The sequence below is a fragment of the Xylanibacter ruminicola genome (assembly GCF_900142525.1).
GTDB lineage: Bacteria > Bacteroidota > Bacteroidia > Bacteroidales > Bacteroidaceae > Prevotella > Prevotella ruminicola_A.
Map to the genome: position 1 here is coordinate 127,994 of NZ_FRBD01000011.1, position 12,977 is coordinate 140,970.

A 12,977-nucleotide genomic window follows, 5' to 3' on the forward strand; every position below is an offset into this window, starting at 1 on the left:
AATACTCTGCGAACAGACACATGTCCCTTTAACTTCCCTTTAACTCCCCTTTAACTTCCGAGGCCGAAGGCCGATAACTTCTAAAAATGATAGACGAATTCAAAACAATAAAAAGCGGAGGCGAGGGTTACTACACTGAAAAGCGTAGCAAGTTCCTTGCCTTCGCTCATCATGTGCAGACGGTTGATGAAATCAAAGACCTGATAGCAGGCTATCGTAAGAAGTACTACGATGCCCGTCACGTTTGCTATGCCTATATGCTTGGTGCAGAGCGACTCGAGTTCAGGGCTAACGACGATGGTGAACCATCGAGTACGGCAGGCAAGCCCATACTCGGACAAATCAACTCAAATGAGCTCACTGATATTCTGATTGTAGTGGTGCGCTATTATGGTGGTGTAAACCTTGGCACATCAGGGTTGATAGTAGCCTATCGCGAAGCAGCTGCCGATGCCTTGGCCCACTCTGAGATTGAGACGCGTCAGGTTGAGGAAATCATCACCTATTCGTTCGCCTACCCCATGATGAACGACGTGATGCGCATTGTGAAGGAAATGCAGCCGCACATTGTTTCGCAAACCTACGATAACACTTGCGAAATCAAGCTCAGCATCCGGAAAAGCGAGGCTGAGCAACTAAAAAGCCGATTGAAAAAGCTTTCTTTTGAATAAAAGTCATCGTTAGGCAATTTTTTCCAAAATAATTTTGGTGGTTTCATAAAAATGCATTACCTTTGCATCCGGTTTCAAGGAAACCTACTGGAAGGTTGGCAGAGTGATCGATCGCGCTGGACTCGAAATCCGGTATACCCCTTTCGGGTATCGGGGGTTTGAATCCCTCACCTTCCGCTAAGACAAAAGAAGAGGCTCATCATTTCGATGAGCCTTTCTTCTTTTTATTTAGTCCTCAAGTGGCGCGTTCTTCAGTTGTTCTAGCGCTCTGCATAGCTGATCGGGGCACGAAGTATTCTTTGCTCCACAGCGAATGCCGTTAATCCTTGGGATTACATCGTCAATTTTCTGTCCGCGCACCAACTGACTGATACCTTGCAGATTGCCATTGCATCCACCAAGGAAGAACACCTGCTGAATCACATTGTTCTCATCGGCAGTTACGTCAATCAGCTGCGAACATGTGCCTTGAGTCTGATACTGTACATGCTTTGTCTTCATGGGCTTAGCTCAGTTTGTGGATAACCAGACCTGAGCGCAGCTTTGGCTCAAACCATGTAGCTTTTGGAGGCATAATCTTACCACTATCAGCAATATCCATAATCTGTTGCATAGATACAGGATAGAGAGCCAATGCAGCACGCATCTCGCCAGAGTCAACACGACGCTTCAACTCTTTCAAACCACGCAGACCTCCAACGAAGTCGATACGCTGCGATGAACGCAAGTCACCGATATTCAGGATCTCATCCAGAATCAGACGACTTGAGATGTCAACATCCAGCACTCCGATAGGATCAGAATTATCGTATGTACCCTCCTTAGCCTTCAGGCTATACCAATGCTCATCCAGATAGAGTGAGAACTCGTGCAACTGCTGGGGCTTGTAGATTTCAGTACCCTTATCCTCAACCTCGAAGTTCACTTGCAGTGAAGCCAGGAACTCCTCTGATGAGAGACCGTTCAGGTCCTTCACCACGCGGTTGTAGTCGAGGATGGTGAGCTGAGATGCCTGGAAGCAAACGGCCATAAAGTAGTTGTACTCCTCTGTACCGTTGTGGTTGGGGTTCTGCTTCTGTTTTTCAGCACCAACCAGTGCTGCAGCAGCACTACGATGGTGTCCGTCAGCGATATACAGACTTGGCATCTTAGCAAATTCTTCAGTGATAACCTTTGTATCCTTATCGTCGTTGATCACCCAGAACTGATGGCGGAAACCATCGATTGGTGCAATGAAATCATACTCGGGCTCAGTAGCAGCATAGCGCATAATCAGCTCGTTGAGTACAGCATTATCAGGATAAGCAAAGAATACGGGCTCGATGTTGGCATTGTTCACACGAACGTGCTTCATGCGGTCCTCTTCTTTGTCACGGCGTGTCAGCTCATGCTTCTTGATGTTGCCCTTCATGTAGTCGTCTACATAAGCGCCAACCACCAGTCCGTACTGAGTCTTACCGTTCATGGTCTGAGCGTAGATATAGTAATGCTCATCGGCATCCTGTACCAGCCAGCCCTTATCCTGGAACTTCTGGAAGTTCTCGGCAGCTTTCTCATATACGCGTGGATCGTACTCAGAGGTGCCTACGGGAAAATCTATCTCAGGCTTAATGATATGATACAAGCTCATCTCATTATCGCCAGCTTCAGCGCGAGCCTCCTCTGAATCGAGCACGTCGTATGGACGCGATTCTACCTTCTCGACCAACTCCTTAGGTGGTCGGATACCCTTAAATGGTTTGATGATAGCCATAGCTTACTTGTTCACCTGGAACTTAGTGTCACCATCCTTGAAGAATGCGTTAATCTGCTTAGCAGCTGCGATACCAGCGTTGATGTTAGCCTCGGCAGTCTGAGCACCCATCTTCTTAGGAGTAGAGAAATAACGCCCCTCGAACTTAGCGAACTCATCGTTTGCATCAGGCATGATGTCGGTAACAAACTTCAGGTCCTCGCGCTCCTGCATCAGCTTAATCAGCTCTGGCTCGTTGATAACCTCCTTACGGGCTGTGTTAACCAGCACGCCACCCTTCTTCATCTTGCCTACCAGCGCAGCGTTAATGCTCTGCTTGGTCTCAGGTGTTGCTGGGATGTGCAGTGATACTACATCGCAAGTCTCGAACAGAGCGTCCTGATTAGCTACAGCGTGAACGCCAGCTGCCTCGATAACCTCTGCTGGGCAGAAAGCATCGTAAGCATAAACGTCCATACCAAAGCCCTTAGCGATGCGAGCCACATTGCGACCTACATTACCAAATGCCAGGATACCCAGCTTCTTACCCAGCAGCTCAGAACCGCTCTTACCGTTGTAGAAACCACGAACAGCCATTACCAGCAGACCGAATACCAACTCGGCTACTGCGTTTGAGTTCTGACCAGGAGTGTTCTCAGCTACCACGTTGTGAGCTGTGGCAGCAGCCAGGTCGATGTTGTCGTAACCTGCACCTGCGCGAACCACAATCTTCAACTGCTTAGCAGCGTCCAGCACCTCAGCGTCAACCTTATCACTGCGGATAATCAGCGCATCAGCATCTTTCACTGCGTCCAGCAACTGTGCCTTCTCTGTATATTTCTCGAGCAGCACCAACTCGTTGCCTGCTGCCTCAATCTCTGCCTTGATACCATTAACAGCAGCTGCTGCAAATGGCTTCTCTGTTGCAACTAATACTTTCATAGTTATCTATTTTTAACTACGAATTACACGAATTTTACTAATTATCTTTTGTGCTTGAATAATTCGAATCATTCGTGAAATTCGTAGTCGTTAATAATTTAATGATTACTCTCGAACTCCTTCATGCAAGCTACGAGTGCGTTGCAGCCCTCGATGGTCTGAGCGTTGTAGCAAGATGCACGGAAACCACCTACTGAACGATGGCCCTTCACACCTACCATACCCTTAGATACTGCGAAGTCAAGGAAGTCCTTCTCCAGCTCCTTATACTCATCAGCCATCACGAAGCAGAGGTTCATCAGTGAGCGGTCCTCAGCCTTAGCTGTACCCTTGAACATCTTGTTGCGGTCAATCTCACCGTATACAATCTCTGCGCGCTGCTGAGCCAGCTTGTCCATAGCTGCTACACCACCCTGAGCCTTGATCCAGCGCAGGTTCTCCAGTGCGCTGTAGATGGGCACTACAGGAGGAGTATTGAACATAGAACCCTTATCTACGTGTGTACGATAGTCGAGCATAGTTGGGATCTCACGTGGAGCCTTGCCCAGCGCGTCGTCCTTAACAATCACGATGGTAACACCAGCCATAGCCAGGTTCTTCTGAGCACCAGCGTAGATAGCATCATACTTAGCTACGTCAACAGGACGGCTGAAGATATCAGACGACATATCAGCAATCAGGCGTACGGGAACGTCGAGGTCCTTGCGGATTTCAGTACCGTAGATAGTATTGTTTGTTGTGATGTGCAGATAGTCAGCATCAGCAGGAACTGTCCAATCCTTAGGAATAAAGGTATAGTTGGCATCTGCTGAAGAAGCCACCTCTACTACCTCACCGAAAAGCTTAGCTTCCTTCATAGCCTTCTTAGCCCAAACACCAGTGTTCAGGTAAGCAGCCTTCTTAATCAGGAAGTTATAAGGAATCATACAGAACTCCAGACTGGCACCACCACCAAGGAAAATCACTGAGTAGCCCTCTGGAACCTCAAGGAGTTCCTTTACCAGAGCTACAGCCTCGTCTACTACAGGCTGGAAATCCTTTGCACGATGGCTGATCTCCATCAGAGAGAGACCTGAGCCGTTGAAATCAAGACACTGCTGAGCGGTCTTCTCAATCACTTCGCGTGGAAGCATCGAGGGACCTGCGTTAAAGTTGTACTTCTTCATTTGATTGTTTATTTTTTAAATGGTTTATATTCACTTTTTAGAATTGCGCTGCGAAATTACACTTTTTATTTCATTCCACCAAATATTTAAGCAGAAATTCACATAATTTCGATTTTTTCTTTCATTTTGTCAACTCAACATATCACTTTTCTATATCTTTTGATATTTTCTTATACCTTATTATATATAATCGACGATGCAAAGGTAATGAATAATTTTGTATTTAAAACCATTATTTCCAAAAACTTTTGGATTTTTGCTCACTTATTCGTATCTTTGCAATCGTTATGGCACAAAAGTTACATCACATCATTATCAGTCTGGCATCCAACTTCAATCAGGAGGCCAATCTCGAGGCTGCGCGTACGGCCCTCACCCAGCTTCTAACCGAGGCCCACTTCACCTCAGCCAAATGGACCAAGCCATTTGGCGTCATTGAACATGGAACATTGAACATTGACCATTCTTTGGAGGCTACCCCCTTCGAATCGAAATTGTCATCGCTAGATCAATGTTCAATGTTCAATGTTCAATGTTCAATGTTCAATGGTCAATGTTCAATGTATCTCAACCAGCTTTGCCAAGGCACCACAGCCTTTGGTCCCAACTTGCTCAGCGAGGTTCTCAAGGAAACTGAGAAACGCCAGGGGCGTACTCACAACGAGGATGGCATCGTAACCCTCGACTTAGACCTGCTGCAGTACGACGACCAGCGATTTCATCATCGCGACTGGGAGCGCAGCTATGTAAAGGATTTAATCAACGAATTATGAAGAAGTTATTAATAATCAGCGTTTTATCATTATCGTTTTCAGCAGCATTCGCACAGCGATTCAGCGATTATTTCTGCGATCGCACCCTGCGCCTCGACTATATCTTTGCTGGCAATAATCTCACTCAGAACATATATGTAGACGAGCTTGTATCCATGCCACGCTGGTATGGCAAGCGCCAGCATCTGGCTGAAGTTCCGCTTAAAGGCAACGGACAGATAATTGTACGCACCACTGATACCAAAGAGGTTATCTACCGCAACTCGTTTTCAACGCTGTTCCAGGAGTGGCTGGCCACTGACGAGGCAAAGCACACGCAGAAATCATTCGAGAACGTGTTTCTGGTGCCCTTCCCCAAACAGCCAGTAGATGTAACAGTAGAGCTTTACGACTATCACGACCGCGTGAGCGCCACCACATCGCATCGCGTTGACCCCAAGGATATACTTATCCGAAAAACCGATTCCATCGCCACAATGCCATATATCACGCTGCAGCAGGCTGCTGACACCAGTCGCTGCATACACGTGGCCTACGTGGCTGAGGGATATCAGGCTGACGAAATGCCCCGTTTTATCGAGGATTGTAAGGTTGCGATGGAATCGCTGTTCAAGCACGAGCCATTCAAGCATCTGAAAGACCGCTTCAACATAGTTGCAGTGCAGTCGCCATCAATAGACACAGGCACCAGCGAGCCCAACAAGGGCATCTGGAAGAACACCGTTCTTGGTTCACACTTCGATACCTTCTACAGCAACCGCTATCTCACCACCCTCCATCTCAAGCGCCTGCACAACGTGCTGGCAGGCACCCCATACGAGCATATCATAGTGCTGGTAAATACCGATCGTTACGGAGGTGGAGGCATTTACAACTCCTACAACCTTACCTACGTCAACGGCCCCAGTTTCCGCCCTGTGGTGGTTCACGAATTCGGCCATTCCTTCGGAGGCTTGGCTGACGAGTATCCTTATGGCGACGACGACCCCATGTATTTTGCAGACACAGAGCCATGGGAGCCCAATATTACAACAAAGCACGATTTCAACGGCAAATGGGAGAACCTGGTGCGCGAAGGAAAAGCCGGTTTAATCGAAGGAGGCGGATATCTCTCAAAGGGCGTTTGGCGTGGTTACGAGAACTGCCGCATGCGCACCAACGAGGAGCCAGAGTTCTGTATGGTATGCCAGCAGTGGCTCGAACGTCTCATAGATTTCTATACAAAATAAATGGATTCAAGAATTACTGAAATAACATCACTCCAACAGCCTGGCATTGAGGTGTTTGGCGCACTTACCGAAGCGCAGCTCCGCAACAAGATCGATGCAGAAAAAGGCCTTTTCATCGCCGAGAGCCCCAAGGTTATCCGTGTAGCCCTGCAGGCTGGTTATGAGCCTACTGCACTCCTGTGCGAACGCAAGCATATTGAGGGCGATGCAGCTGATATCATAGCCACCTGTGGCGATATTCCCATTTATACAGGTTCGCGCCAGCTGCTGGCCCAGTTAACAGGCTACACCCTTACCCGCGGTGTGCTCTGCGCCATGCGTCGTAAACCCGAACTCTCAGTCGAAACCGTGCTGTCTTCCATCCCTACAAACCAGAAACAGCGCGTGGTAGTCATCGATGGCGTGGTCGACACCACTAATATCGGAGCCATCTTCCGCAGTGCTGCCGCCCTTGGTATCGATGCTGTTCTGCTCACCCGCAGCAGTTGCGATCCGCTCAATCGTCGCGCCGTTCGCGTGTCAATGGGCAGCGTCTTCTTGGTGCCTTGGACTTGGCTCGACAGTTACTCCACCCTAGCCTCGCTGGGCTTCCGTACAGCTGCTATGGCGCTTATCGATCAGTCTATCTCGCTCAACGATCCTATACTGAAACAGCAGCAGCGCCTGGCATTCATCATGGGTACCGAGGGCGATGGACTGCCCCACGACACCATAAAAAATGCAGACTTTACAGTCCGCATTCCTATGTCGCATCAGGTCGACTCGCTCAATGTAGCAGCCGCCGCAGCAGTAGCTTTCTGGGAAATAAGAAAGGAATGAATACTTCCCTTTAACTTCCCTTTCACTTCTTCTTAACATCTTTACCTTCTTGAGGTAATGGCGTTACATATCGCATCTCCCTCATAATCTTTGCCTGGCGTTTCAGCATATACCCCGAAGGATTCTTACTCGAGAATTTTCTGGGGTTAGGCAGCGTAGCCGCTATCAGCGCGCACTGAGCCTTTGTCAGGTTCTCGGCATCGGTATTAAAGTGCTCCTCAGCCACAGCCTGCGCACCATATATACCATCGCCCATCTCAATCGAGTTCAGATACACCTCCATAATCCTCTGTTTACTCCACATCAGCTCTATCATCGCTGTAAAGTAAACCTCAAATCCCTTGCGCACCCACGATCGTCCAGGCCACAGAAACACGTTCTTAGCCGTCTGCTGCGAAATGGTCGATGCACCCAGTTTTCGCTTTTCAGGATGCTCCCTATTGCGCTTAGCCGCATGTTCTATAGCCTGATAGTCAAATCCGTGGTGCTGCATGAACTTAGCATCCTCGCTGGCCATCACAGCCATCGGCAACGATGGCGATATCTTCTCCAGCGACACCCAGTGGTGTTTCAATTTCAAACTCTTCCCCTCGCCTATCTGCTCTACGCAGCGCATCAGCATCAGGGGCGTCAAGTACACAGGCACAAATCGCAGTGCCACAACAGCAAGGATAGTGGAAGCGAAGAATGCCACCACTATCCACTTAATTATTTTTTTGAATACTTTCAATTGAAAATGGTCAATTATCCGCTCGGCTCTGCCGCTTGGCATCGCCAAGAATGTTCAATTACTTTCCAGCCTCAGCGTTAGCCTCCTTAATCATCTGCTCCGAAGCATACATGTAAACCTCTACACGACGGTTCTGCTTGCGGCCCTCAACTGTAGCGTTGTCGGCAACAGGATTTGTTGAACCCTGACCATCCACAGTCTTAATCTGTGATGCAGATACACCCTGCGACTTCAGGTAGCTAGATACGCTCTGAGCACGCTTCTTCGACAGAGGGTTGTTGATAGCATCGCTACCAGTGTTATCAGTATGACCGAAGATGGCGATATCACACTCGTTGTTGTCCTTCAGCACTGTAGCAAACTGCTGCAGAGAAGCCTTCGACTCAGCATTCAGATCAGCCTTGTTAGTAGCAAACAGGATACCAGAGTCGAATGTCACCTTGATAGCCTCCAGTCCGTTAGCATCAGTGATAGTCTGCACCTGAGCATTCTTCACAGCCTCGGCCTGCTTCTTAGCTCTATCCATCTTGCTACCTATGATAGCGCCTGTACCAGCACCTACCACACCACCTATAGCAGCACCTACGGCTGTGTTACCAGCTATCTTACCAATGATTGCACCTACGGCAGCACCACCACCAGCACCGATTGCGGTACCCTTTGCAGTGTTACTTACGTTACATCCTACCATTACCAGCGCAGCACAAAGACCTGCAGCAATTGATTTTAAATTTTTCATAATTCTCTAATCTTTAATTAATCGCTAAACATTCGTTTCTGCGTGCAAAGATATGATATAAATCCGAAACAAACAACTTTTTTAAGCATTAATAAACAAAATTTTTCTTCTGTTATCCTTAGCACGCACCGCAAAATGCAGCCAAACAGCCCCATATCGATTCTTCTCGATAAGCAGTTCATCAAAATCCTGTTGCCAGTCGCGGCTGATGTCGAGCAATATCGCCGCATAGACTATCAACTGCTCTAGTCCACTTACACAGATATCCACCGCGCAGCCAGTAAGATGGTTCGATGTAGCCACCCCGCCAATCGCCCGATTCAACTGCGGCGATCGATAGCCAGAGTTAATTATAATCGGTTGATTATACCGCTTTCTCAACTCCTCCAACCACACGCACACCCGCTTCAGGTTAGCTATCGCCTCATGACTAGGGATGTTATATACTTCGGGATGGCTTGCACTCCTGGTCAACTCCCCGAGCGTAAAGTTAGGCGATAAGTGAGAGCCATCGAGCTTGTTCGAATGGCCGAGCGCAGCCTCACTCGGCGAAGCCAAGTGCTCGGAGAGTTTTGCTTGACTATTCAATTGTATTATCTGTTCCATTTAATGTTCAATGTTTAATGTTCCGCTCGGCTTTGCCGCTTGGCTCCGCCAAGAATGTTTAATGTAGGAAATGTACCTGCGTACCTGCGTTCGCTTGTTCAGAATATAAGTACGCCCTTCTTCTTATAGAGAAATTTAGTGGTGCCATTCTCCACATATTCGCCAGACTTAACTATAGCGCCGTCTTTCTGCATACGCTTAATTCTCATTCGTGCGGCATCATTACCCTTCAAATTAAAACAGCGTATCACATCTGCAGCCGAGAACTCTTCTGGTAATCTGTTATAGCCCTCAATGGTTTTCTGGCTGTGGCGACGATTAGAACATGCATCACGCATCTTATCATCAAAGTACTTTTCAGCGAGAGGACCGAAGTAGTGACGCTGGCATGCGAACTGGATGTTGACTATAAGCTCTGCAAGCTTGTCGTCAATCTCATCAGTTTCAAACTCTCCGCACCAGTATTCGCCCTCTTTGCGGCTCACTATCACCACCGTGGCAAATTGCCTATCCTCCCAAGGATATCGGTGCCAAAACATGTGGTCATTCTGGGCCACATATCCATTGGCAATTTTCATCACTGCTATGCCATTATCTGGCTCAAACAGGCAAACATGCGAGAACACGTGCTCTCGACTTTCATCAGTGAAAAGTAATTTTTGGTTCTGTCGTAGGAAGTCTTCTCTCGTCACTTTCGAAAGGACTTCCTGTGGTTGTAACCCATCCGGGTTGGCATACCATATCTCCTCGCTTACGAGTTGAAACGGACAAATAGTGTAGAACATAATTAAAAATAAGTTTATTAGTTGTGAAAAATAAGAGCCCCGCAAATGAGACTCCTTAATATCAAGGCCAAAGATAGTGCTTTTCTTCGATACAACAAAGGCATTTCCACAAAATTATTTTTGCCATTAACTTTTATCCCAAAAAGTTTGGTAGAGTCATCGTTTTGTTGTACCTTTGCATTTGCTTATAAAAAATAGAATAATCATCCAAATGACAGATAATAAACGTACTGACGAAGAATATTTCTTTGAGAGTAAACGCTTTAGGGAAGAGGTGCTAACTATGGCAGACGAGCTTAAGGATAACCCTATGCGTTTTACAATAACCAATATAATAACGATGGACGTTGAAATCACAAAATCAGACCTCAAAACCATTGTAAGCAAGAATACTCAAGACAATAGATTTAATGCTTTTAAAAACAAATTGGCTCAAGACATTAGAGGGTTTATTGAGAAATCAACCTATGAAGGTTGGCGCGAGGTTATACCTGGCAAACATCCAGAAACAGCCTATTTCGCATATTTTAGTAGGGAGTTAGGTGAAAAAGCCTATCTGTGTATAAGAAAAATAAAGAATACTGGATTATTCAAACCTTATGCAATTATCGACCAGAAAACGTTTGATGCTGAGATACAAAACCTAAGGAAATAAAAAAAACCGCTGAACTGATTTGCTAACCCGATTACGGTGCTACTCTTTCATTTCAGCGGGAGGAAATCGTTTCCTTTCACGCCGCAAAGATACGAACTCTTTTTGAAACTTCCAAGTTTTTTCGCAAAAAACTATCATTTTTCTAATCATCCATATCCAGCGAAGCCACAAAATCATCATACGCCGCTAATTCTTCGCGATACGCACGATACTCCGCTTCATCAAAGTCGTCGTCATCGCTGCTAACTCCTGCTGCCCCATACCCCTTTTCTTCCACAGCACTCTGTGTATTTAAATTTGCCTTCCTGTATTTGAAAACAATTAAAACGGCAAGTCTTCATTGTCTGGCTTAGAAAACGGCAAACTTTCATTCTCTTTCGTTTTCTCAATCATTTGTTTCCAGTCTTCTCGTTTCGCATAAAGTATATTTGGCCAATCATCCATTGTACATTCTAATGTCTTTACTTTTATACTATCATCATTATCAACATAAATACATGACACATAGTGAAAACTAACTCCTGACCAGAAAGAATGAAGTATCAACAACTGTCCACAATCACTGTTATATTCAATATTTCTTATAAGATGTTTTTGACCCCAAAAAACAAAATATCGTTTTTGACTGATGTAAAAATAATAGTCATTAAGACAACGGCATTCGTTAGGTATTTTCATAACCGCATCTTTTATATTGACAGCCACTCTGACTCTTCCTCTACAAGATGGAATGTATTCCAAATCCTTCCTCCTCTTAAAATCGTCACAGATTGTATAAATAGCGTCTTTTGTCTTTATCACCTCTTTGGCATAAATACATTTTCCCAAACTTGGTGGTGTGGGGCATCCCTCGCAGCGCACTGTATGATACAGTTTATATCTTTCATTCTTTTGATTCAAATAGTAATCTAATCTTTTTTGAGCCTCTTCCTCAGTCATAACAATCTGCTCTAGAGATGACATGAGTAATGTTTCCTCGTCATTCGGATTATTAATCCATTCACGATATGAAGTAGAATGCAGCAAGAATTCCTCTAGATTATCCACTGTTTGATTACTTACATCTATCTCCAAACATGTTATACCAGACTCATAAAGCTTCTGTCTTTTCTTGTCGTCAACCTCATGGGTATTTAGTATTTCTATCGCCCAACGTTTTCCGTCTTCTGTTATTCCAACAATATCAGGCTGCAAATCTTTTCTGTCTTCGCGCCTCTCTACCTCAACATCAACAAACTCTAGTATACGGGGTGAGACGGAACCATAATTGGAGGTATATCTGGGAGCCATAACAGCTTTATACTTCTCTATTATTTCTTCAGAAAGCATATGCAGGATAGTCATATAAGCACCTGTGCAATTTGAGTGCTTAGAATGGGCAAAATGTTTTTCACGCAAGCCCGTACCTATTCTGGCTTCTAGCTTTTCCTTGCATTTAGGGCATCGACAATTGCATGCTAAACCGCTAACCGTTATTTGATCAATGCTGATTAGCTTATCTTCTGAATCCAGAGCATAAGGTAATTTTAAATCATAATTCACAGCCATGATTCTTATAAAATTTAGTATTGGTGTTTACCAAAAAAGATATGCCATAATATTGTACCAAAAACTATTGATGGTATGAACTACCAAGGAGTGACACAAAATCCAATGAATAGTATCAAAATAATCCAAACCCAACAACCTAACATAAGCCCATCGTTTTAAATTAAACATTAATTTTGGGGCAAATATAGGCGGAGGCAGTCCTAAAAGTCAGGACACCCCACTTATAATTAACAGATTTTAATTATAAAAGGCTGAATTTAAGATTTATAGACAGTTTTTATTCAACATGAATATCCTCTTCACCCTCCCTCTGAACGACCGAACGCAGGTACGCAGGTACATTTTCAATTTCGAAAATTGTAGCAAAAAGCGTTCGAGATGCTGGAGAGGCGAACGGAGAGGAGTGCTTAATTTAATATATTATATATCTATATATTATTATATTATATATAATATTATAATATATAAGGTAGATTTCACCTGCTCGTCACTGCCACTTGATTTTACAAAATGTACCTGCGTACCTGCGTTCGCCCCCACCCTGCAAAAACAGGTGTTTGGAGTGGTACGGCAGAATCT

At 45.4% G+C, this 12,977-nt stretch carries 15 protein-coding genes and 1 tRNA gene; 6 read left to right on the top strand and 10 right to left on the bottom strand.

Translation table 11 applies throughout. From position 1 onward, the window contains the following. The first annotated feature begins 86 nt into the window (after positions 1–86). Positions 87–671, top strand: coding sequence for an IMPACT family protein (locus tag BUB86_RS08620; RefSeq protein ID WP_073208418.1), 585 nt, complete (start codon positions 87–89; stop codon positions 669–671). 89 nt (positions 672–760) lie between these two features. Next, a tRNA-Ser gene (locus BUB86_RS08625) sits at positions 761–848 on the top strand. Positions 849–899: 51 nt separating this feature from the next. Here BUB86_RS08625 and BUB86_RS08630 read toward each other — a convergent pair. From BUB86_RS08630 to serC, 4 genes are all read right to left on the bottom strand, one after another. Beyond that, a complete protein-coding gene (locus tag BUB86_RS08630) occupies positions 900–1,172 on the bottom strand; it encodes a TIGR03905 family TSCPD domain-containing protein (RefSeq protein WP_073208421.1) in 273 nt (90 codons plus the stop codon). A gap of 4 nt (positions 1,173–1,176) precedes the next feature. Beyond that, the gene (locus BUB86_RS08635; RefSeq protein WP_073208423.1) at positions 1,177–2,424 is read right to left on the bottom strand and encodes a DUF1015 domain-containing protein; all 1,248 of its coding nucleotides are present in this window, start codon (positions 2,422–2,424) and stop codon (positions 1,177–1,179) included. A gap of 3 nt (positions 2,425–2,427) precedes the next feature. Further along, complete coding sequence (locus tag BUB86_RS08640; RefSeq protein ID WP_073208428.1) at positions 2,428–3,345, bottom strand: NAD(P)-dependent oxidoreductase; 918 nt, start codon at positions 3,343–3,345, stop codon at positions 2,428–2,430. A gap of 98 nt (positions 3,346–3,443) precedes the next feature. Beyond that, positions 3,444–4,511 carry a 3-phosphoserine/phosphohydroxythreonine transaminase gene (serC, locus tag BUB86_RS08645; protein ID WP_073208431.1) on the bottom strand — a complete coding sequence of 356 codons (1,068 nt, stop codon included), beginning with the start codon at positions 4,509–4,511 and terminating at the stop codon, positions 3,444–3,446. 287 nt (positions 4,512–4,798) lie between these two features. Between serC and BUB86_RS08650 the strand changes: the two genes are divergently transcribed. The 3 genes from BUB86_RS08650 to BUB86_RS08660 are packed head-to-tail and all read left to right on the top strand — an operon-like array spanning position 4,799 to position 7,332. Continuing rightward, entirely contained in the window at positions 4,799–5,284 is a 486-nt protein-coding gene (locus BUB86_RS08650) for a 2-amino-4-hydroxy-6-hydroxymethyldihydropteridine diphosphokinase (RefSeq protein WP_073208436.1), read from the top strand. Beyond that, positions 5,281–6,513, top strand: a complete 1,233-nt coding sequence (locus BUB86_RS08655) for a M64 family metallopeptidase (protein ID WP_073208439.1) — start codon at positions 5,281–5,283, stop codon at positions 6,511–6,513. The genes BUB86_RS08650 and BUB86_RS08655 overlap by 4 nt, the downstream gene beginning before the upstream one ends. After that, on the top strand, positions 6,514–7,332 hold the full coding sequence (locus BUB86_RS08660; RefSeq protein ID WP_073208442.1) for a TrmH family RNA methyltransferase: 819 nt from the start codon (positions 6,514–6,516) through the stop codon (positions 7,330–7,332). It begins immediately after the preceding gene. A gap of 22 nt (positions 7,333–7,354) precedes the next feature. Here the strand turns inward: BUB86_RS08660 and mtgA are convergent, their stop codons facing one another. The 4 genes from mtgA to BUB86_RS17635 form a co-directional block, all read right to left on the bottom strand. Next, complete coding sequence (gene mtgA / locus BUB86_RS08665) at positions 7,355–8,104, bottom strand: monofunctional biosynthetic peptidoglycan transglycosylase (protein ID WP_073208445.1); 750 nt, start codon at positions 8,102–8,104, stop codon at positions 7,355–7,357. Between the two features lie 16 nt (positions 8,105–8,120). Further along, a complete protein-coding gene (locus BUB86_RS08670) occupies positions 8,121–8,801 on the bottom strand; it encodes an OmpA family protein (RefSeq protein WP_073208449.1) in 681 nt (226 codons plus the stop codon). An 81-nt stretch (positions 8,802–8,882) separates the two neighbouring features. Next, positions 8,883–9,407, bottom strand: coding sequence for a D-Ala-D-Ala carboxypeptidase family metallohydrolase (locus BUB86_RS08675; protein ID WP_081373172.1), 525 nt, complete (start codon positions 9,405–9,407; stop codon positions 8,883–8,885). Positions 9,408–9,505: 98 nt separating this feature from the next. Further along, complete coding sequence (locus BUB86_RS17635; protein ID WP_175549458.1) at positions 9,506–10,192, bottom strand: hypothetical protein; 687 nt, start codon at positions 10,190–10,192, stop codon at positions 9,506–9,508. A 211-nt stretch (positions 10,193–10,403) separates the two neighbouring features. On the opposite strand from BUB86_RS17635, the gene BUB86_RS08685 reads away from it, so the two are divergent. Then, complete coding sequence (locus BUB86_RS08685; protein ID WP_073208453.1) at positions 10,404–10,847, top strand: hypothetical protein; 444 nt, start codon at positions 10,404–10,406, stop codon at positions 10,845–10,847. 142 nt (positions 10,848–10,989) lie between these two features. On the opposite strand, the gene BUB86_RS18135 is transcribed toward BUB86_RS08685, so the two are convergent. Next, the gene (locus BUB86_RS18135; protein ID WP_262503384.1) at positions 10,990–11,124 is read right to left on the bottom strand and encodes a hypothetical protein; all 135 of its coding nucleotides are present in this window, start codon (positions 11,122–11,124) and stop codon (positions 10,990–10,992) included. 44 nt (positions 11,125–11,168) lie between these two features. Continuing rightward, on the bottom strand, positions 11,169–12,395 hold the full coding sequence (locus BUB86_RS08690; protein WP_073208456.1) for a hypothetical protein: 1,227 nt from the start codon (positions 12,393–12,395) through the stop codon (positions 11,169–11,171). Positions 12,396–12,977: the final 582 nt, after the last annotated feature.